Below are 21,796 nucleotides of genomic sequence, written 5' to 3' on the forward strand. Positions count from 1 at the left end.
TTTGTTTCCGTATTTAGGAGAATCTGAATTAAGATTTAATAGTTTCCCATTTTTTCCCATAATACTCAATCATTAGTTCTGGAGTAATAACCTTGTCACAACGCTCATTTACATTTAAATCTCCACGTGTTTCAATCCAAGGCATCTCATTGTGGGACAATCGTTCTAATTCAGCACCGCTATATTTAAGATAATTCTCCAATATAAAGTCAATGAATTCAGCGTCTTCTGATGATAAACTCACATTGTGATTCATGCAATCATCAATATTGATTTCTGAATAGAGATATTTTGTAGAATTAAATCGATTGTAGATTTCTCGATTTACCGGACCATGAATCCATGCTTCAAACTCGCCGTCAAACATAGGTTTTTTATTGATACCATAAGACCATGCTTGAACATAATACAATAACTTCTGCAACTTTAAATTTATTAAAGACGCAAATCTATCTTCCGATTTTACTCGTAAGATAATGTAGTCTGTTATATCGTGTATTGAGTTCATCTGAATTATGACTATATCAATTTCAATGCAAAGTTAATATCTTTTTCTAATATAACAAAATAATGAATTGAATTGATGTGATTTATTCTAATGAATTTGTTTTTTATCTCCTCATACGATCCAACTCATCATCGCGCAGCATCCTCTCGTTCAATTTCTCCTGCATTCTGTCAAGGAAGTAGGTGCGGCTTTCGTTCTTCCGGCGTTTGATATCGGTGTAGAAACGGTAGCAGTCCTTCGACTCAACCCCGAATATCTTGTAAAGGAGCGGGGCAAGCTGTTTGAGCGGCATGTTGCCGTTGTTGATGCAGCCCATCTCGTCGATGCCGTAGATAAGTTCCACGAGGTCGATGGCATTGCCCGTCCATTGCAGGAGGCTGGTGGCGGTTTCTGTTGTGTTGTTGGCGGATATCAGTGGCGGCACTTGGGGCGTGGCAAGGAATTTCTGCATCTTCCTCACGAAAGACAGGGCCTTGCTGACATAGGCGGCAATCTCTCTCTTTTCTTCTGACAGGTTGCGCACGGGATGGTGCTGCAACTCGATTTCGATGTAGGCAAGCGCGATGACGGTAAGGTTCGCGTCCATGCTACCGTTACACAGTTCGATCACTTGGGTGGCAAAAGCCGTGTATGCCGTTTCCATATTGCAGTCACCGGCTTCGTTTATCAGGCGGAAAAAGTCGGTTTCCGCCAGCAAGAAATAATTCATGGTTCTGTCAATTTTGAAAATTACACTTTGTTTTCTGCGTGCGCACATGAATATAATTGGCAAAAAACGCGGCAGAAAATAAAAAATCCAACACTCAATTTTACAAAGTACTGGATTTCAGAGGTATAAAATTCAATATTTTTTCACAAGGACAAATTATCTCCGACTTAAATTGTTTGTAATCAGAACATTTATTCTATTCCTGAAAATAGAAATGTATGCTTGCCGCACATTTTGGCTATCTTGCTTTTTTATCAAGGATATAGATAATGCGACATACACCGTTGGAATAGCTTTTCAAGGAGGAAAGCGTCCAGTGTTGCTCTGGCAGAGCCGACTTAAAAAAATGTCGTCCGCTTCCGGATATGAAAGGAACGGTGTATAGTATGATTTCATCCACAGCGTGCATACGCAGTAGTCCGTTTATATAATCTGCCGTATCCAGTGTGGCTTCCGCGAGGTAACGGATGTTTGTGCCGTCTTTTCTCCATTCGTGCAGCATTGAAATGGAATAGTCCGGTGTCACACGGTAAAGGGCTTTCTTCCTGATTTCATCAAGACCGCAACGGTCAAGGCACAAATCCTGATGTGCTTTATCATATAACTCTGAAGAAAGACATCCGTCCATCGTCAGTACGGCGAGAATCTGAACTTTACCCATAATCGTTTCCTTTCGTTAGGCAAGGGTAAAAAAGTAGCGTGCAATTCACACTACCTTCAAGCGATGGCTCTGGTAAAGCCTTTACGGAGAGTACGTGAATGCACGCTATGCGTAAGCATAGCATAAGCATCACGCAATCGTCTCCGTAGTTCCAATTTACCAGATTTTCGCTTGAAACGCCTTGCGGTCTTATCCTATATGTTGGCGGCGAAAAGCTCCTGCCAATCGCCGTTTTTCTCAAATGTTATGCAAAGATAGCCAAATTCAGTGAATTACGGGCTATGATTGCTTGAATTTATATTTAAGTCCATACTCTTCAAGTTTGCTGTATAGTGTTGTCCTGCCTATGCCGAGCAGTTCTGCGGCGACACTCCGGTTGCCGTTTGCCTGTTTCAACGCACGCAATATCCGCTCCTTATCCTCCGCGTCATTGCGCAAGGCGAAGCTGACAGTAGAGGTCGGTTTCGTCACGGCAAGTTCCAGATGCTCTTTCATGACAACACCTTCCTGCGCCTGCAATACAGCACCCATAACTTTCTGCCGAAGTTCCCGCACGTTGCCCGGCCATGCGTGTGTCAGCAACGCTTTACGTGCTTCGGAACTGAACCCGCTCACGCTACACTCCAGCTCTCTGTTTGCCATATCACGGAAGAACTCTGCCAGCGGCATGATGTCTTCCTGACAGTCACGCAACGGAGGAACGGTTATCCCGAAGTCGTGCAGGCGGTACAGAAGATCCTGCCGAAAACGCTTTTCATTCACCGCTACTTCCAAATCTTCATTGGTAGCAGCGATGATGCGGACATTGAAATTCCGGTCTGCCTTGTCTCCGACCGGGCGATACCGCCTCTCCTGTATGGCGCGGAGCAACATCTGTTGGGTTTCCAACGCGAGGTTTCCTACCTCGTCCAGAAAAAGCGTGCCGCCTTCCGCCTCATGGAAATATCCTTTCTTGGCATTGTCCGCACCTGTAAACGCTCCCTTGACGTGTCCGAAGAAAGCCGACGGTGCAAGCTCTTTGGAGAGTGAACCGCAGTCCACCGCCACAAATGGCTTGCCTGCACGTTTGCTCTTGTCATGCAACAGATGGGCAATATGCTCCTTACCCGTGCCGTTCTCACCAAATATCATCACGCTCATGTCGGTGGCGGCTACCAGCCTTATCCGGTGCATGATTTTCTGAAAAGCGGAACCTTCACGGGCGAATACAGGCATACGGCGTTGTCCTGCCTGACGTTCTTTCAGTATGGAACGGATCAGGGGGACAAGTTTATCCTCCACAAGCTGTTTGGGAATATAGTCTATCGAGCCGAGTTTCATGCTTTCCACGGCGGTATTAACTTCGGCGTAGTCGGTCATAATGATGAAGGGCTGCATCTTTCCCTCCTTTCGCATCCAGCACAAAAGGTCTATGCCACTGCCGTCAGGCAGACGCAGGTCGGCAACCACGATATCATTATCTGTTGCCTGTTGCAGATGTTTCTTCGCGGTTGAGAGGTGGTAAGCCTTCATATTGCGGTAGCCCTCCCGTGACAGCATATTGCAGACATATTCGCAATACACGATGTTGTCTTCCACCACAATTATTTTTGTCTTATCCATCTTCGTATTTTCTCCTTTCCTCTTCTGCCAACCGTATTATTTCCACTCCCTTATCCAGCACAGCAGTCACGGCATGGCTTAACGCTTCACCATCCGGGAGAGCATCGCCACGAAGCAATCCGTAAAGTACATTCAGCGGTTGGTCGGCACGGAGCACCTCCCACGAACTGCGCAGGTGGTGGATCAGGGAATCCAGCTTTTGCAGGTCTTTTTCTTTTGCTGCATCCCGTACCGCCTGCATTTCCTTTTCTGTTTCAGTTATCAACTTTTCCAGCATGACGGCTTCATTGCCATAGGACAATAAGGCGGAAAAGTCCGGTTTCCCGTCCGGTGTCGCTTTTATGGCACACCTGTCGGAAACCTCCATCAGTTCCGATATGGAGAACGGCTTGAACAGGCATCCGGCAAAGCCTTTTGCCAATAGTTCCCCTTTGTTACAACTGCCCGAAGCGGTTGCCACAACCACCGGGATTGTTGGTGAATTGCCCACGTTGGACGAACGCAACAGTTCCAGCAATTCGAAACCGTTTATACCAGGCATATTCAAGTCTGTCAGCAACAGGCTGTATTCTTTCTGGCGTATCATTTCCATCAGTGCCGCAGCATCGGTGCAAGTGTCGCAGTGTATTCCTTCTTGGGAATACATCTCTTTCAGCATTAGAAGTAATACCTCATCATTGTCAATGGCGACAACATCATGGAATTTATTGTTATGATAAACAGGTGTATTGCTTGTATATCCAAGCTGTTCTTCAGCTTCCTGCATAGAAATTTCAACTGTGAAACGACTGCCTTTCCCTTTCTTGCTGTCCAAACGGATTGTTCCGCCAAGCATCGACACAATATTACGCATTATGGCAAGCCCAAGCCCGAAACCCTCCTTTGCAGCGGCATTTGATAGACGTTCAAACGCACCGAACGCTTGTTTCTGTTCCTCTTCTGTCATGCCTGTACCTGTATCTTCAATGACCAGTGTCAGAACTCCATTATCATATTCAGTAATCAAAGAAACACCGCCTTCTTCTGTGAACTTGACAGCGTTTGACAGCAGGTTATTCCCGATTTGTATTATTCGCTCTTTGTCGGTCAATACAATGGCATCGTGTCCAGTCTTCACGGACAAGGACAACCCTTTGTTCACGGCAACAGGCATGAACTCCGTTTCAAGTGTGTGCGTGATTGCAGAAATCCGGCAGGGTGACAGACGGGGCTGTTCCTTGCCGTTGTCCAGGCGGAAGAAGTCAAGCAAAGTGTTGAGCATATCCCGCATACGGTCGGAGGATTGCAGTATATTTTGGATATATTGCCCATTATTACCGCTATTGCATTCTTTCCGCAAAAGTTCGGTATAGCCGGTTATTGCCGTCAGTGGTGTACGCAACTCATGGGTAATAGTATATACCGCTTTCTTTCGGGAGGTTATGAGTATCTCATTTTGTTGCACGGACTGTTCCAATTGCTCGATCAAATCCGTTGTCTTGCGTTTGTATCGTTTAATGTTCTTTGCATCACGGTGTATGATGATATAGGAAATGACCAACAGCAAAAGAACAAATCCCATCAAGCCGCCTATCTGCATAAATGATTTTTTACGCATGGCTGTTATCTCGCTTTCTCTATTTTGTAAATCAGATTGCACCTTCTTTTCGATTTGGCAAATCAATCCTTGCAGTTGTCTGTTAAGTTCTGCATTACGGGCAGCAAGACTATCGGCTTGTTCTGACAATCGACGGCTCTGCGCATTCTGTTCGTTGACCATGTTTCTATTGGATGAACGGAGCGTAGTCGTTGTTGTCGTTGGCTTCGTTCCCTCTTTTTTGCCGAAGATGCTCAAGAAACCTTTTCGTTTTGGCTTTTTGGACTGTTCCTGCACACTTTTCTGCACAATAACCGGAATTTGATTGGCTATCTTCTTGTTAATAGATTGTTGTTCATCCATTAACCGGACTATCTGGAACATCTGTCGTTCCTTATCCTCTAAAAGACTGCGCACACTATCGATGCGCTCTGCTGGATAGGTGGCCTTGAAACGGCAAAGCATACTGTCCATTGCCATACGCCGTGCATGGTAATGCTCGATATCTTTATCGTTCCATTCCAGTATTGTTTCACCCAATAGAGAAAATTTTATCATTTGAATATTGATATTGTTTATTTCTTTTCGGAGCTCGTCTATTTTTTTATTGCCAAGTTCTAATGCTTCTATCTCCTGCCATTCATAGAGGCTATTATATGCCATACATCCGATAAGAATGGAGATAAGTATATATCCCAACTGTATTGCCTTATAGAAATTTCCTGACCGCTCCATTATTTTGATGACATTGATTTTTGGAACATGAATAAAAGTTTATCTTTTTCGTTCATGCGGATATTATCAGAATAACCGCCTTTTGTTATTTGATACCCGCATGGCTTAACCATAAAAATGCCTAAGCCCTTAGTGTATGAACTTACTTCTGATGCATAGTCTTTACTTGTATTTAATGGAACTTTCCCTTTAATATGACACCACTCATTATTGCAACTGATGTCTTCAATCTCAGACATCATTTTTTGCAAATCTGTAATAGCTTTGGAACTTGCCGCTTGGGGTATCTGCAACTCAAAATAGAGCATCGGTTCGAGAATGTCCACACCTGACTGTTGCAAGGCCAGCCTGAAGACATAAGGGGTCAGCTGTCTGAAATCAGCAGGTGTACTTACCGGGCTATAATACTCGGCTTGAGTAAAAGTTACTTTCAGATCAGTCACTTCCCATCCATGTAACCCGGATTGGCAAGACATACGAATCCCTTCAAAAACGGCATTTTGAAAAGAATGGTTCAGATAACCATAGGAGATGTCACTTTCGATTTGCAACCCTGTCCCTAACGGTAAGGGTTCAAGAGTCAGCCCTATTGTGGCCCAATAAGGGTTGGGCGGCACTTCGATCTGAATAATCTTATTGACCTTTTTTACAGGTCGTTCTTTGTATATAGTCTTGATCTCATCAAAATGGACCTTTACGGAAAATCGTTCTTCCAGCAATGTCTGTATGATTTCCTTTTGGGTTAAACCATATAACGAGATTTCCAATTCATCACTATATGAGTTTATGGAAAAGGACAAAGACGGGTCTTCAATCCACAATGTATTCAGAGCGGATATCACCTTGCTTCTCTCTTCGAGCCTGTCTGGCCGGACGGAGGATTTGAGAGCGGGATGCTGATGCGATAATCCTTGAATCAAACAAGGTTCAGCACCTAAATAATTTCCGATTCGAAAATCATCCATATCCTCTACAATCGCGATATCATTGGCGCCCACTTCATCAACATTTATCTCTCTGCCCTGATTGATAGTTTTTAGATTTTTAATCTTGATGAATTTTTCCGAATCGTTGATTCTTACAACGTCTCGAAGTCTCAGACTTCCGTCAATTATTTTTAGAAAACTTCTTTTATGTCCTTTGGGGTCATGCTCTATCTTATAAAGATAAGATGAAAGTCTGTTTGAGACCGATGCCGGAGGAAGTATAAAAGAAGTGATGGCGTCCAACAACTCATTGATACCGATATTGAACATTGCTGATCCATGTAGCACCGGATAGACTTTGGCTTTTGCCACAAGAGCGATTATCGTATTCCAATAATCAGCCGGTGAAATTTCGCTATCCGCCAAATATCGTTCTAATATATTGTCGTCATGGTTGCATACAAATTCTTTGTATTCTTCCTTTATATATGTTTGGGAGCAAACCGGATAAACCGATCCATCGACAACATTTTGCATAAACAGGACATCTTGAGACAGATTTGCTTTTATATCCAGATACAAACGCTCCAAATTCACACCGGCTCGGTCAATCTTATTGATAAATATAATTGTCGGGATTTGCAGCTTCTGTAAAGTATTGAACAGCAACTTTGTCTGCGCTTGTATGCCTTCCTTTGCGGATAAGATGAGGACTGCTCCATCAAGCATTTTGAATGTCCGCTCCACTTCCGCAATAAAATCCATGTGTCCCGGAGTGTCAATGATATTGCATTTCACACCATTCCAGATAATAGATGTCGTAGAAGCCCGAACAGTAATTCCTCTACGTTTCTCTATATCCATAGAGTCCGTTATGGTGTCACCATTATCCACACAGCCGCACTTTTCCGTTGCTCCACTGGCAAACAGCAGATTCTCGGTTACGGAAGTTTTTCCTGCATCAATGTGAGCAAGAATTCCTAAATTTATAATATTCATTTGGATTAAGCAATAATATACTACAATAGATGCATTGTCGAAACGCACCTTTTAATACCTCCTCGTAGCATATGAGAACTACAGGATTCCTAACTCGTATTAATATGTATATTATTACTGCCGCATAACGATTACAAAATTACACAAAAAAATATATCTAACAAAAGTAGGAGGATTTTTTAACTTTTTACCATAGACATTTTATTAGGGAAACGTAGGTTCAACTGGTAAGTACAAATAAGTAGAAATGTTTGAACAACACTGTTTTAGGAAGTTGAAAAATCAAGTTTCTCTCTCGGTATAGCGTTTATTTTGGCCAATATCTTCTTTAGTTTGGCATTTGAGTATTTCCCATTCGTGTTCTATTTAGCTCCTTATTATGAGTATGTAGCAAGTTGCTTATCAAATTCAGCCTCTTTGAGGGTCAAATATGGTTTTGCAAATGGTGACTGACAAGACATAAACAAGGTCAGCAGGATTTTTTACATAAATGGACATGAATGTATATAACCTAAAATAAGAATAAATTTTAATAAGGGCTGCCCAAAAAGAAAAAAATGCAGTTGCCATCCTACAGATACTTGCAGAAAGGATAAAATTTACTTTTAGACCTTTTGGGATAGCCCTTATTAATACTTCAGATAAAATTCCTAAGGTTATATTTTCAATCCTTTGAACCGGGTTTCCTCCTTGGCATACAGTCCCGGACGCCCGATTATGACATGGTTGGCAACGATACTATCCGCCGGACTGCGTATCTGCGGCGGTGCATTTTCGGGATATTGCGCCTGCCTGTTCCTCACATCTTCCGCTTCCGGCTTGACCTGTTGCCCTTCTTTCTCCTTTTCGGCGACTTCGGGCGTGGGCGGCGCAAGTTCCAGCTGTATTTTTCGGTCAAGGGCGGCAAGTTCGGATTTCAGCTGCTTCAGCTCGTCCTCCTTCTTCCACACCTTGCCCGCTATCTCCTGCAACTGCGGTATCTCCCTCTCCAGCACCTCGTTCTTCGCCTTGTACTGGTCGATAATGGAGGGTATCCTCTCCATCGCGTTCAGGAAGTTTCGGGCGGCAGCCATCGGATCAGCCATTGCCAGATGTCCGTTGTTATAGGTGTACTTGTAGTTCCCCTCTACCACGAAGCGGTTGTCGGTAAACTCCAATCCCTCTTTGAGTATCCTCTCGCTCACCACCTTTATCGGAAAACCGTACAGTTCTCCGACCTGTGTGTAAAGCCCGCCCGTAGTGGCGTTTTTCGCTATCTCCTGCAAACGCTTTCCGATAACCTTCTCATCGGCGGAATCCACACCGTCCACCTTTATTATATTAAGGCGGTTGCCCTCCCTGTCGGTCTGCGCCACCGAAAGGAAGCGGTTCCAGTCCTCCGTCATGGCATCTATGAAAGCCGTGTTGTTACGCAACTCGCCCGTCTTCGACTCTAACTTGAACTCCGAATCACGCTTGCCCTTGTTAAACGACTTGCGTTCCCCTTCGAGCGAGGCGATGCGCTTTTCAAGTTTCGCCTTGTCCAGCAGGTCGGTGTTGCCGGATAGCAACGCCATATATTCCGAAAAGTTCATGCCCGATTTCTCGTCCACTGCCCCCTCGTCGATGGTACGCGCCCCCATAGCACCGCTTTTGAGCTGGCTGATGAAAGTCTGCTTGCAGTGCAGGAGGTTGAACTTGTAGCTGTCCAGTGACTTCTCCACCGCGTAGATGATTACGTCCACGTTGTTCCCGGCGAAATGCTTGGCAATTTCGTTTCCGGCTCTAACTCCGCGTCCGTCACGCTGTTGCAGGTCGGACGGTCGCCACGGCGTATCGAGATGATGAATTGCCACACACCTTTTCTGTGCGTTCACACCCGTTCCGAGCATGGAGGTGGAGCCGAACAGAACACGCACCGTTCCGGCATTCATGGCGTCTATCACCGCCTTCCGAGCCTTGTCGGTCTTGCACTCCTGAATGAAGCGCACCTCGCTTGGCGGTATGCCGTAATCCTCCGTCAGCTTGCGCTTGATTTCCGAATAGACGTTCCACCCGTCGCCCGGCTGATATGTCCCCAAGTCCGAGAAAACGAACTGCGTGCCTTTCTGCGCGTCGTATTTTTGGTAATACTCCGCGATCATCTTGGCACAGTGGCTCGCCTTGTTATCGGGGTGGTCTTCATAATGCGGGTCTATCATGCGCATGTCGAGTGCCATCTTGCGGGCGTAGTCGGTGGCGATAAGCATCTTCGCCTTTTCCTCCGTTTCCGAAAGCGGCAGCCTGCCCAGAAGTGTGGCATCGCCAGTCTTGGCGAACTGCATCAGCTTCTGTATGAAGTCCTCCTGCTCCGGCGTGGGCGGTATGTGGTGCAGTATCTCATTCTTGTTGGGACGATCTACGCCCACGTCCTCTGCCGTGCGGTAGTCCGTGATTTCATTATAGAAGGCGGCAAGTTCCGGCACCTTGATGAAGTAGCGGAAACGCTCCTTTTGAACCACGTTGTTCGTCACGTTAAATTCAAAATCCGTCGTCTTCTTGGCGAATATCGCCGCCCAAGCGTCGAAACATCGGATGTCCTGCCGTTCCAGCTCCTTCGGACGCAAATACTTGAACAGCAGATACAACTCCGTCAGCGAGTTGCTGATGGTAGTACCCGAAAGGAAGGTCGCTCCCAAGTCTCTGCCCGTGCGCTCCTGTATGGTGCGTATGGCAAAGAGCATGTTCAGTGCCTTCTGGCTTCCCTCGCTGTTGCCCAGTCCCGCCACACGGTCATGGCGCGTGTTGAACGTCAGATTTTTGAACTGGTGGCTCTCATCTATGAAGATGTGGTCGATGCCCATCTGCTTGAAATCCACCACGTCGTCCGTGCGTGACTTTATGGCATGTTCCACCTTCTCCAGCTTCGCTTCAAGGTTGTGTTTGCGCTTCTCCAGACCTTTCAGCATAGCCCGCGACACGTTCTTTCCCTGCTGCCGCAGCACTTCGAGGTTTTCCTCCACCGTGTCAAGCTCCGCTTGCAGGATGCGCTGCTGCAACTCCGGCGACTGCGGTATCTTGCCGAACTGGTCGTGCGACATGATGACACAATCGTAGTCGTTGTTCTTTATATTATTGAAGAAGCGCACACGGTTGGCGGTCGAAAAGTCCTTCTCCGAAGCGTACAGAATACGTGCGTTGGGATATGCCGCCTGATAGGTGGCGGCAATCTCCGCAACGTTGGCTTTCAGCCCGATAATCATCGGCTTATGTGCCAATTTCAGACGCTTCATCTCATGCGCGGCGATGCACATTATCAGCGTCTTGCCGGTTCCCACCTCGTGGTCGCAAATTCCGCCGCCGTTCTGTTTCAGCATCCAGACGCAATCCATCTGCGAGGGATAGACGCTCTTGATACCCCGGCTTGCCAAGCCTTTCAGATTGAGGTCGGGGAAGGTCTGGTGCGAGCCGTCATACTTCGGGCGCACGAAACAGTTGAACTTGCGGTTATACATTGTCGTCAGCCGTTCCTTGAACTGCGGCGACTGTTCTTCGAGCCATTCGGAGAAACCGTTGCGGATTTCATCAATCTTGGCGTTGGCGAGCTGTATGCCCTCGCTGTCGCGCACCTTGATGTCGTTGCCATGCTCGTCCTTGCCGATGGACTTCATCATGTCGGGGCAGGTGTTGTGCAGGGCGTGTTTCAAGAGGTGCATACCGTCATAGTTCCGGTAATACCCCTTTACCAGAAACTCGTCCGTGATTTTCATGGTGCGGTAGCCGCACGCAACCGAAAACTCGTCCATGCTTGCGGAATAGGCGATTTTCACCTCCGTGTCGAACAGCCGGCTCATGTAGGCGGCATAGACACCCGTCGGAATCCAGCGTTCCCCGAAATTGAAGTCCAGATCCTCGAAGGCGATACGCGGCGGTTCGGCATCTTTCAGAGCCTCCAACGCCTGTTTCACTTCCGGCATACGCTCACTTTCGGGGTTTTCGCCCATCCAAGCCTCTATGCGTTCCGCCTTCTCTATCACGTTCCCGGCTATGAAGCGGTCTTTGATTTCGTAACCGGTCACGAGCGGATTGTAATAGATGCGTCCTTGCAGGGCTGTGAGCAACTCCTCCGCCGTGCTGTCGGTTATCTCCCGCATATAGTCGAGATTGACCGTGCCATATTTGTTGAGCGACGCGGACAGGGCTTCTTCGGGAGAGCCTACGTTGGCATGGCTCTCCACGGAGAAGGAAACGGGATGCTCGAAGATGTCCGCCTTGACGAACTTTCCGTTCTCCACCCGTTCCAGCGAAAGGATGTCACGCCCGCCCGCGTCCATCATCACTAACTTCACGTTCTGCTTGGCGTTGAGGTTGCCGTAGCGCATGACAAACTCATCGTAACAGGTATTCAGATGCTCTCGCCACGGAACATTTGCCTCGCGCCGGAGCGATTCATAACGGTACAGACGCTCGTAGGCGTCACGCAGCGACACATACAACAACGCCTTTTCCTTCTGGTATCCTTTCAGGTCGAGCGGCTGGAATGTAGCCCCGTATGGCGTGATGTCCTTCAGATAGCCGATGTTATGACGCCCCCGGTCAGCCACCAGCGAGCCTTCGCGCAGGTGCATCTCCGGCGTGCGATGGTAGGCACGCGGCGTAAGGTCCGCGACTTCCTCCTTCGGCTTTTCCGGTTCGATGTCGGGAAAAAGGGAAGTAGCCACCGTTTCCGGTGGAGCATCGGTAACAGCAGGTGCGGCGACTGCTTCCGGCTGTGTTTCCTCCTGCCGGGGTTGTTCACGTGGTACTTCCGGCGTGATCGTCGCAACCGTTCTGTTTTCATGTTTTTCATTATGCTGCCTTGCCAGCTCCCGAAGTTCCTTCCTGCGCTCCGGCGTGAGTTCCATCATCATCTCGTAGAAGCCGTTGATGGGAGGATTGGTTTCCCAGTCCAGCTTTGCATAGATGTCGTCCGGGTCGGCAGGCTTGGCGGTGTTCTCCGCTTTCACCTCCTTATTCTCCATAGCGGGTTTTGCAGTTGGAGCTGTCGGTGTAACCGTGACTTTCGGTTTGGGCGGAGTGGACTTTGCCGTAACTGCCTTTTTCACCGTCTTTTTCTTTTTGGAGGTTTTCGGTTGGCTGACCTCTTCCGTCATCCCCCAGAGGTTGAGCAAGGAGAGCTGCACCCCGTCAGAATATTTCGGACGTGGCTCTATCTCCGGTTTTTCCTCAACGGGTTGCGGTTTTTCCGTCGGAGTTTCCACCGTCTGCGCCGAAGATACCGTTTCCAATTTTATAGCAGGACGCTCCGCCTCCTTTTGAACGGTAACCTTTTCTTCCGTTCCCGACTGCCAGATTGTTCCCGAATACAGACGCATGGCGAGCCTGTAATGGAAATCCTCGTTGAGCATCCGGCGCAAGTCCCCGGCGATACCTGCGGTCTTGCCCTCGTGCAGATAAACCATAGCGGGCTTCCCGTAGGGGTCAGTGTCAAGTTTCGACGTCGTATGCACGATGCGTTCCGGGTGGTGGATGAAATAGGCGTTGTCGGTCAGGTCGGTTTTCGTGTCCGTCTGTATCACGGTCATCAGCCGCTCGTCCTGCGACATTTCCTTCTTGCTGAGGTTCTTTTGCAGGACAATCAGGTCGCTGCCCACCTCCGTCCCCGCGTTGTCCGTGAACAGGTTGTTGGGCAGGCGTATCGCGGATACCAGATTGGCCTGACTGAACAGCTCGTTACGCACGGAGGTCTTGGTGCTATTCAATACCCCTTGCGAGGTGATGAACGCCACGATACCGCCGTCACGCACGGCATCCAGTCCTTTGAGAAAGAAATAGTTGTGGATGGTTTTCTGGGCGGAGCGTCTGCCGAAAGAGTCGCTCCGCTGAAACTCCGCGTCGAACACGGCAATGTCACCGAACGGAATGTTGGACACCGCCAAGTCGAAATAATTGTTGAACGGTCTTTCGATTTTCTCAAAACCGCAGGTGCGCATTTTCTGGTCGGGATAGAGATGCCTCAAGATTGTACCCGTGAGCAGATCCTTCTCGAAAGCCATCACATCCGCATTGGGGCTGTGCCGTAGCATGGAATCCACGAACACGCCGACACCTGCCGACGGTTCGAGCATACGGGCGGGGCGGACGCTGTAATCTGCCAGCACGTCCGCGATGGTGTCGGTTATCTCTTTGGGGGTGTAGAAAGCGGTCAGCACGGACGCTTTCAGCGAATCCACAAACCGCTTGTACTCTGTTTCGTCCTTGCTGTTCTCACGGATAAGCCTGTGCAGCTCCACCGTCGGGGCGAACAGTTCGAGGTCGGATTTCGCCCACCGGACGGCATCCGTCAGTTCCTTTGCAGGGTTGAGGATACATTTCAGACCGCCGAAACCGCAGTACCTTTGAAGTATGGCACGCTCTTCGGTTGTCGCTGTCCTGTTTTCCCTGTCAAGGATGAATGCCGTCCGTATCGCCTCGATGTTGTCCCGCAGTTTCTGTTTGCGGTTAAACGCCATATTCGTCTAAGTAAAGGACGGTTGCTCCCGTCAGCTCCGTGTAGAGCAGGTCGTAATCGGAAGACAGGGCGAAATTGTCATCCGAGAGGTCATAGACGGAGAACACGTTGCCGACAAGCGGCAGCAGTTTCAGGACAAAGGCTTCACGCTTCTCTTCCGGCACTTCATCGGCAAACTCGTTTTCCACGACTTCGCGGAGGATGGCGTAACGGGAATAATGCAGCCCGCGCAGCAGCGTGTCCATCGCCAGTTCCTGCGCACCATCGGCGGGATAGCCTTCAAGCCGTGCCCTCTCATACGTTTCGGCGGCACGGTCGGCCCGTTCCCGTATGAAAGCGGTGTCGTCAGCCTGTTCAAACTTGTTCGTGCGGAGATAGTCCAGCAGGTACAGACCGTAATAGGAAAAGTCGGTCTGACCCTCGTTTTTCTTCTTGTTGTTCATTACTTTGGATTTAGCGGATTGATAATTAACGGGATAATCGGTTGGAAAAAGGAAGAAAAAGGCACTCGGTATCCCTCCGAGTGCCACCACTAAATCCAAAGTATGAGTGTAATCCGGTATCGAAGAACAATTCATTACTCTGAACAAGTGGCAAAGTTAATACTATTTCTTCCGTCCTGAAAATTTCTTGCCCTTTTTAGCCTCCGGGAACACAAAAGTCGTGTTATATTCCCCGTCAAAGGCGACAACAGCATCGAAACTCTTGCCCTGTTTGCTCTTGAACCCTTTGAGCAGCTTGGTATGCCCTTCGGTGAGCAGGTCTTTGATTTCATCGTCGGACAGGGTGCGTCCCGCTTTCAGCCGGAACACGGGCAGTCCGCACTCCGTGTTGTCGCAGCGTACCACCTTGCCGTAGAACCGCATCCTGCCCGTGCCACACTTGGGACACGCGCAGCCGGAGTCACGGCTGCCGAAGAGCTTGTCGCACGAGAGCAGTTCGGAGGTTATCTCACGTGTGTACGCCTCTATCTCCTTGCGGAAGGTGTCGGCGGACAGTTCCCCGCGCTCGATACGCGCCAGCTCCTTTTCCCATTCGCCCGTCATGGCAACATCGGCGATGCGCATCGTCTTGACGACGGAATTGAGGGCAAGTCCTTTTTCGGTGGGAACAAGCGACTTCTTGCAGCGTTCCATGTAACCGCGCTTGAAAAGCGTTTCGATGATGGAGGCGCGTGTGGCGGGAGTACCGATGCCACAGTCCTTCATCGCCTGCCGCAGTGCGTCGTCCTCAATTTCCTTGCCCGCCGTTTCCATTGCCGAGAGCAGGGTGGCTTCGGTATGCAGCGGCTTGGGTTTGGTCTTTCCTTCGGTAATGGACGAGCCTTTCGGTGTCAGCGTGTCGCCTTCCTGCCAGCCGGGGATGGTAATTTCCTCTTTTTCCTCGCCATAGACGGCACGCCATCCGGTTTGCTTCACGACGCTGCCTTTTACGGTAAACTCCACTCCGGCACATTCCGCCGTGACAGTGGTCACATCCTTGACGCATTTCTCAGAGAATGCCTCGACCATGCGCCCGGCAATCATCTGATAGATGGTATTGTCCTCTTTGGAGAGGAAGAGCGGTTTCTCACCCGTGACGAGCAGGGCATGGTGGTCTGTCACCTTGCCGTCGTCCACGCTGCGGCGTGTCGGGGCGGCTTTTGCCCGCACCTTGTCTTTCCATTCGGGCTGTGTGCCGATGAAAGCGAGCAGTTTGGGAATTTCGGCAAACACGTCTTCGGGGATGTAGCGGCTTCCCGTTCTCGGATAGGTTATCAACTTCTTTTCGTAGAGTTTCTGCGCGATTTCAAGCGTCTGTTCCGCCGTGAAGCCGTGCTTGGCGTTGGCTTCTTTCTGGAGCGTGGTCAGGTCGTAGAGCAAGGGAGTTTCCTCCGTCTTCTCCTTGCGCTCGGCTTTCGTGACAGTGGCGCAACCTGCCGCCTTTACCTTATTATATAGTTCCATCGCCGGTTCTTTCTCTTTCCATTTCTCGGAGGATGAGAATTTCACGACTTCGCCGTCGCAACCGTCCGTTGCGATATGGAGCAGCCAGAATGCTTCGGACGTAAAGCGGCGGTTCTCCCAGTAGCGTTCACATACCATAGCCAACGTTGGTGTCTGCACCCGCCCCACGGAATACGTGCCGTGTCCGGCGGCGATGGATAACGCCTGTGTGCCGTTGATGCCCACGAGCCAGTCGGATTCGCTCCGCGCTTTGGCGGCGAGGTAGAGGTTGTCGTATTTGCTGCCGTCTTCGAGTTTCCGCAGTCCCTCACGGATAGCTTTGTCGGTGAGAGAGCTGATCCACAGGCGCACGAAAGGAGTGGTGCAACCCGTATAGTGGTAGAGGTAGCGGAAGATAAGCTCTCCCTCGCGTCCGGCATCGGTCGCCACGATGATATGTTCGCTTGTGTCGAACAGTCTTTTGATGACTTTTATCTGCGACACCACGCCGCTGTCGGGCTTGTAACCTTTCTCCGTCCTGACCTGACGGGGGACGAGCGTGAATGTGTCGGGAATAATCGGGAGGTTGTCACGGACAAATCCGCGCACGCCGTAGCCGTCGGGCATGGCAAGCTGAACGAGGTGTCCGAATGCCCATGTCACGGCATAGCCGCCTCCCTCGAAATATCCTTCCTCTCTCTTTGTCGCGCCCACGATGCGGGCGATTTCACGTGCCACGGAGGGCTTTTCTGCAATGATTGTCTTCATGTTTTCTTGCTTTTTTGTTGATACTTTGGATTTTATTTTGGATTCAGTGGCGGACACGGGATTACATTTTCATGCCTTTGTTGTTCTTCTTTTTCGGCTTCTCCTGCTGCTGTTGCTGGCGGTCGTCCTTCGGGGCGGTCTGACCTTTCTGCAAAGGCTCTTTCAGGTTCTTTGTCGCCTCGTTGGTTTTGCCCTCGTTGTTCACCGCCACCTGTGTGCGGCTCTCGTTGGACGGGGCGACCTGCTGGGCGTTGTCGGGGTTCGTTTCGTAGCGGTACGGGCGGCCCTTCTCCGGGTTGAACTTGATATACATCGTGGCATGGAAGCCCTGCTTGTCGGTCACGTTCTCCAGTTTCACGGCTTTACCCGCCACGTAGTCGGCTTTCTGCTTGTCGGTGAAGTTCACGCCGCTCCATTTGCTGATGGGGCGGATGCTGCCGTCCTCGTTCATCCACGTGTTGCGGCGTTGCTCCTTCTTGGTCTGTGCGGCATTTTCCCCGCCTTGCGCCTGACTTTTCGAGGTGTCACCTTTGGCTTCCTGCGTCTGTGCGGTACGGGGCGACCTTCCGGTTCCCGGCACGAACTCCACGCCGCGCTGCTCCACGTTCACTTGAAGGGTGGTGACGAACTTCCTGCCGTCGTTGCGCTCGATGAGCTTGTCGCGCACGGGCAGTCCGGCGCGGAGCATGTCCTGCTCCTGTTTGGTGATTTCCGTCTTGCCGATGCGCTCCGGGATGCGCACCTTGTTTGCCGGAATGTCCGTGATTTCATTCGTCTTGCGGTCGATGCTGATGTAGGAGGGGATGATTTCGCCCGTTTCCCTGTCCTCAATGTCCACGACCCTGCCGAGGTTGCCCGTTTCGCGCAGGTTCTTCCGGTCATCGTCGGAGAATTTGTGTTCCTTGTACTCATCTAACTTCTGCTCCTTGCGGATGAAGTGCGGCACGAGGCTGACATTTCCCTCACCGTCCTTCTTGAAGGAGAGGCGGGCGTCCAGCTCGAATGATTCGCCGCCGAAGGTGGGCTTGACCTTTACCAAGTCGGACTTGCCGTAGTGGAGCATCTTCGTAAGGTCTCCGGACTTTTCAAGGTCGTCACGCTTCACGCCCCATCTGTCCTCCAGCTCCTGCCAGTTGATTTTGCTCTCGTTGATGGGTTGGTAGCCCTGTCTGCCCTGCGTCTGTTGCGGGCTTTCCTGCTGTTCTTTCTGTTGTTCCATGTTTTCCTGTTTTTGAGGTTCTTGTTTCTCTGTCTTTTGTGCCGCCATCTCTTCCTGCACCTGCTGTTGATAAGGGAAGGTGTCGATTTTGTGCGGTGCAAGGATTTGTTTGTTCTGGTACGGATGCTGAAGCAGGTCTTTCATCACGCCAAGCATGGAATCCACTTGGTCTGCCGCGATGCGGTAGAAACCGAAGCGGCTGGGTTCCTTGCACTGCCGGAAGAAGTTCTTGAAGAAGTTGTCCAGCACGTCGCCTTGTCGGTCGAATTGCAGGAAACTCTGCGCGTTCTCAGCTTTCGCAGGGGTACGCTTGGGTGTGCCGTCTGCATTCAGCCCGGCTACCACGCTGATCTCGCCCGTCTTCTCATCACGGACTACCAGCACGTCCTTTTCGTCTTTTTTCTTTGCCATTTGAAAAATGTTTTAATGGGTTATTTATGAAAGAAATTATGGATACGAGCCTTGTAGAAGGCTATATCTTCTTTTTTGAAGTCCTTGATATGGTTGGAAAGGAATGTCAGCACATCCTCCTCGCTGTAATAGGTTTTCTTGCCCAGTGTCTTGTAGGGCAATGCGCCGACACTGCGGTAGCGTTGCAGTGTGCGCTTGCTTATCTGGAGCAGCATGCACAAATCCTGATTGTCGAAAAGGCGGATGCTTTCCGTGATAGTAGGCTGTTTCCCCTCAGCCTTCATCGCCAGCAGCAGTTCGTCCTGACGGTCGAGCCGTTCCATCAGCTTCTGCATCCAGCCCTCGAAGTTGTTTCGTGTGAGCAGTTCCATGACCTATGTCCTCCTTCCTTTTGGTTTGCCGCCAGTGCGCAGCGTGTGGTTGCGTTTCAATTCCTGCGGTGTCGCCGCGTCCTCGTTGACGGCACACGCTTCAAGCAGGCGGTCTATTTCCGACTGCCGGTAGCGGCATTTACCGCGAAGCACGACATAACCGATGCGTTGCTCGCTGCGCATACGCTGGAGGGTGCGGGTACTCACGTTAAGCAGGTGCGCCGCCTCGCGTGTGGTGAGCAACCTGTCGGGCGATGCCGCTTTCTTGTCGCCGGAGGCGGCACGGACGTGTGCCGCAATCTCCGCTATCTGTTCCGTCAATGACCGGAAGGCGGAACTTTCCATCGTTATCACTTTCATATTCAGTCCTTTCTTTTTGTTTCTGCAGCAAAAATCGGCAATAAACAAAAGGGGCTTTAACAACTCACTACGTGACTCACGTAAGATTTTTACGGAAGATGGCTCCGTAACCCGGTCAAACGGCGCAACAGGCAGCCTTTCAGCGGAAAACGGCACGTGTTCAGGACCGTACCGTTACCTTTGCGGGCAAACCGATAATTGCATGAATATGGAAATAGTATCTATCGAGAAAAAGACTTTCGAGATGATGGTGGCGGCATTCGGCGCACTCTCGGAGAAGGTCGCCGCCCTGAGGCGCAAAAGCGACACGAGGCGCATGGAAAGATGGCTCACGGGCGAGGAAGTCTGTAGGCAGTTGAGAATAAGTTCGCGCACGTTGCAGACGCTGCGCGACAGGCGGCTTATCGGCTACTCGCAGATAAACCGCAGGTTTTATTACAAGCCGGAGGAGGTGAAGCGGCTGATACCGCTTATCGGCACGCTCTATCCGCACGGCAGATGATTTGATTTATTCACCCACTGAATCCGAAGTTATGATGAACGAGAACAACGATGTTTTTACGATGGAAGACGAGCCGATAGCCTCTGTGGTGCAGGATATGCGCAAAGGCTCGAAATGGCTGTCCGCCTTTCTGGAAAGTTACCGTCCTCTGCTGGACGGGGAACGTTACCTGACGGACGGCGAGGTGGCGGAACTGCTCCGCGTAAGCCGACGCACATTGCAGGAATACCGCAACAACCGCGTGTTGCCCTTCATACTTTTGGGAGGGAAGGTGCTTTACCCGGAAACGGGGCTGCGTGAAGTGCTGGAAGCAAATTACCGCAAGCCGCTGGAGTGAGCGCGGTTGGCAAGAAAAAAGGAAACGGGCGACACTTTTTGTGGTGCTGCCCGTTTCCTTGTCTTATGTGGTATGCGCAATCAGCAGTACCCGGCTTTTCCGTTCTGTATGAACATCACGTATGCCTGCCGTTTCTCTTTGGCGAGAGCTTTTCCCACCAGCCATGTGCGGAACAGGTGGGTGTTGTAGGTGTTCAGCCGGAAGGCGACGGGGATGATGATTTCAAGCGCGTACACATCTGCGTACAGTCCGTTTTCAAGTTGCATGTAGCGGCACACCTCGTAGTCGTTAAGCACGTCCGACTTGCGGATGGCTTTGATGGCGGCGTTCACTGCCGGGACGGTCGTATGGAACAGTCCGGCGATTTCGGTGGCGGTCATCCACACGTCGTTACCGGTTACGCTGACCGCCTTGTCCTCTATGATGATTATGTCACGTTTCATGGCTTCTCTTTTTTAGATGGTGCAACCTGCAAATTCCTCAACACTGTTCAACCTTGCGGCAAGGTTCTTCATGTCCTGATTGAGTTTTTCTTTGGTTATCTTCGCGTAAATCTGCGTCGTCTTTATGCTCTTGTGTCCGAGCATGGAGCTGACGGTTTCGATAGGTACGCCATTAGAGAGAAATACCGTCGTGGCTGCCGTGTGGCGGCTCTGATGCCACGTGATATGCTTGGTGATGCCGCAACGCTTGGCGACGGCACGGATACCGGCAAGGCACGTGTTATAATGCGGGACGGGGAATATCTTGCCGTTCTCGCACAGCCCACGGTATTTGCCGATTATGCGGTTGGCGATGTCAAGCAGGCGGATGTTGGACACCACGCCCGTTTTCTGGCGGTTGATGTTTATCCACTCGTGTTCGTCGAAGTAGGTGCGGATATTCTCTTCCGTGAGGTTGCGCATATCCGAGAACGACAACCCGGTGAAAGCGCAGAACAGGTAGAGGTCACGGTACAGTTCCTGTTTGGCGTTTTTCAGTTTCCCGTCCATCAGCAGGCGTATTTCCTCTTTGGTCAGAAAACTGCGTGTTGTTTCCTCCTTCTTGATTTCATACTCGCGGAACGGGTCGCGTGTCAGCCACTCGTTGTTGATGGCGATGAACACCATCGTCCGTAGCGGGCAGACGTACAGCCACACGGTATTGGTGCAGCAGTGTTTGTCCGTGCGCAGGAACATCTCGAAGTCGGAGATGAAAGCGGGGGTAAGCTCTTTCAGTGCGATGTCCTTCACATGGTAGCGGATGTCGAGGAACTCTTGCAGGTGCTTGTAAACGATACGGTACTTTTCCAGTGTACCTTTTGCTTTCATGCCTGCTTCCACCTGTTTCTCATAGTCCTCATTGTGACGACGGTACACCTGCATCAGCGTGTGGTAGCGGTGTTCCAGTCCGAGAAAAGCGTTCTTCACCTTCTCAGCCGTGACGAAGTTGTCACGTTCCATGATTTCCTGATAGTGCCTATTGATGCGCACCCGCATCTTGTCAAGCATACGGTTCGTTTCGAGTGCCGCCGCGCTTCTGCCTGTGACACGTCCACCTTTGGTGTCCCACAGTTTCGGATCGACTGTCAGCTTGCAGCTGAACTGCGTCTGGCTGCCGTCCACCGTGATGCGTCCCATGACGGGTACTGTCCCGTCCTTTTTCACTACCTGACGCTTGAGGTAATAGATTACTGAAAATGTACTCTTCATCGTCCTTAATTTTTTGGTTTCAAAATT

Annotated in this window: 16 protein-coding genes; 2 read left to right on the plus strand and 14 right to left on the minus strand. The window is 50.1% G+C overall.

What is annotated here, in order from left to right; genetic code table 11:
- Positions 1-28 precede the first annotated feature (28 nt).
- The 12 genes from HMPREF9447_RS00005 to HMPREF9447_RS00060 all read right to left on the minus strand — a co-directional run bounded on the left by HMPREF9447_RS00005 (position 29) and on the right by HMPREF9447_RS00060 (position 19,239).
- Entirely contained in the window at positions 29-508 is a 480-nt protein-coding gene (locus HMPREF9447_RS00005) for a Panacea domain-containing protein (protein WP_004293873.1), read from the minus strand.
- Between the two features lie 103 nt (positions 509-611).
- Positions 612-1,217: an RteC domain-containing protein gene (locus HMPREF9447_RS00010; protein WP_004293872.1), complete on the minus strand. Its 606-nt coding sequence runs from the start codon at positions 1,215-1,217 to the stop codon at positions 612-614.
- A 238-nt stretch (positions 1,218-1,455) separates the two neighbouring features.
- Positions 1,456-1,878 carry a dihydrofolate reductase family protein gene (locus tag HMPREF9447_RS00015; protein WP_004293871.1) on the minus strand — a complete coding sequence of 141 codons (423 nt, stop codon included), beginning with the start codon at positions 1,876-1,878 and terminating at the stop codon, positions 1,456-1,458.
- Between the two features lie 279 nt (positions 1,879-2,157).
- On the minus strand, positions 2,158-3,480 hold the full coding sequence (locus HMPREF9447_RS00020) for a sigma-54-dependent transcriptional regulator (protein WP_004293870.1): 1,323 nt from the start codon (positions 3,478-3,480) through the stop codon (positions 2,158-2,160).
- A complete protein-coding gene (locus HMPREF9447_RS00025) occupies positions 3,473-5,791 on the minus strand; it encodes a hybrid sensor histidine kinase/response regulator (protein WP_004348456.1) in 2,319 nt (772 codons plus the stop codon). The genes HMPREF9447_RS00020 and HMPREF9447_RS00025 overlap by 8 nt, the downstream gene beginning before the upstream one ends.
- A complete protein-coding gene (gene tet(Q), locus HMPREF9447_RS00030; protein WP_009127153.1) occupies positions 5,791-7,716 on the minus strand; it encodes a tetracycline resistance ribosomal protection protein Tet(Q) in 1,926 nt (641 codons plus the stop codon). Before tet(Q) ends, HMPREF9447_RS00025 begins: the two co-directional genes overlap by 1 nt.
- A 656-nt stretch (positions 7,717-8,372) precedes the next feature.
- Positions 8,373-14,186, minus strand: a complete 5,814-nt coding sequence (locus HMPREF9447_RS00035) for an N-6 DNA methylase (protein ID WP_005790817.1) — start codon at positions 14,184-14,186, stop codon at positions 8,373-8,375.
- Entirely contained in the window at positions 14,176-14,763 is a 588-nt protein-coding gene (locus HMPREF9447_RS00040) for a DUF1896 domain-containing protein (RefSeq protein WP_004291461.1), read from the minus strand. The genes HMPREF9447_RS00035 and HMPREF9447_RS00040 overlap by 11 nt, the downstream gene beginning before the upstream one ends.
- Before the next feature lie 27 nt (positions 14,764-14,790).
- On the minus strand, positions 14,791-16,878 hold the full coding sequence (locus tag HMPREF9447_RS00045; RefSeq protein WP_005790822.1) for a type IA DNA topoisomerase: 2,088 nt from the start codon (positions 16,876-16,878) through the stop codon (positions 14,791-14,793).
- Between the two features lie 61 nt (positions 16,879-16,939).
- On the minus strand, positions 16,940-18,508 hold the full coding sequence (locus HMPREF9447_RS00050; protein ID WP_004348473.1) for a DUF3945 domain-containing protein: 1,569 nt from the start codon (positions 18,506-18,508) through the stop codon (positions 16,940-16,942).
- A gap of 20 nt (positions 18,509-18,528) precedes the next feature.
- On the minus strand, positions 18,529-18,879 hold the full coding sequence (locus tag HMPREF9447_RS00055) for a helix-turn-helix domain-containing protein (RefSeq protein ID WP_004291454.1): 351 nt from the start codon (positions 18,877-18,879) through the stop codon (positions 18,529-18,531).
- Positions 18,880-18,882: 3 nt separating this feature from the next.
- The gene (locus HMPREF9447_RS00060) at positions 18,883-19,239 is read right to left on the minus strand and encodes a helix-turn-helix domain-containing protein (protein WP_002561004.1); all 357 of its coding nucleotides are present in this window, start codon (positions 19,237-19,239) and stop codon (positions 18,883-18,885) included.
- A gap of 202 nt (positions 19,240-19,441) precedes the next feature.
- On the opposite strand from HMPREF9447_RS00060, the gene HMPREF9447_RS00065 reads away from it, so the two are divergent.
- Complete coding sequence (locus HMPREF9447_RS00065; RefSeq protein WP_004348475.1) at positions 19,442-19,741, plus strand: helix-turn-helix domain-containing protein; 300 nt, start codon at positions 19,442-19,444, stop codon at positions 19,739-19,741.
- 31 nt (positions 19,742-19,772) lie between these two features.
- Positions 19,773-20,078, plus strand: coding sequence for a helix-turn-helix domain-containing protein (locus tag HMPREF9447_RS00070; protein ID WP_004348476.1), 306 nt, complete (start codon positions 19,773-19,775; stop codon positions 20,076-20,078).
- 80 nt (positions 20,079-20,158) lie between these two features.
- Here the strand turns inward: HMPREF9447_RS00070 and HMPREF9447_RS00075 are convergent, their stop codons facing one another.
- Positions 20,159-20,521, minus strand: a complete 363-nt coding sequence (locus HMPREF9447_RS00075; RefSeq protein ID WP_004348477.1) for a hypothetical protein — start codon at positions 20,519-20,521, stop codon at positions 20,159-20,161.
- A 12-nt stretch (positions 20,522-20,533) separates the two neighbouring features.
- The gene (locus HMPREF9447_RS00080) at positions 20,534-21,769 is read right to left on the minus strand and encodes a site-specific integrase (RefSeq protein ID WP_004348478.1); all 1,236 of its coding nucleotides are present in this window, start codon (positions 21,767-21,769) and stop codon (positions 20,534-20,536) included.
- Between the last annotated feature and the right edge of the window lie 27 nt (positions 21,770-21,796).

This window comes from Bacteroides oleiciplenus YIT 12058, assembly GCF_000315485.1.
Classification (GTDB): domain Bacteria; phylum Bacteroidota; class Bacteroidia; order Bacteroidales; family Bacteroidaceae; genus Bacteroides; species Bacteroides oleiciplenus.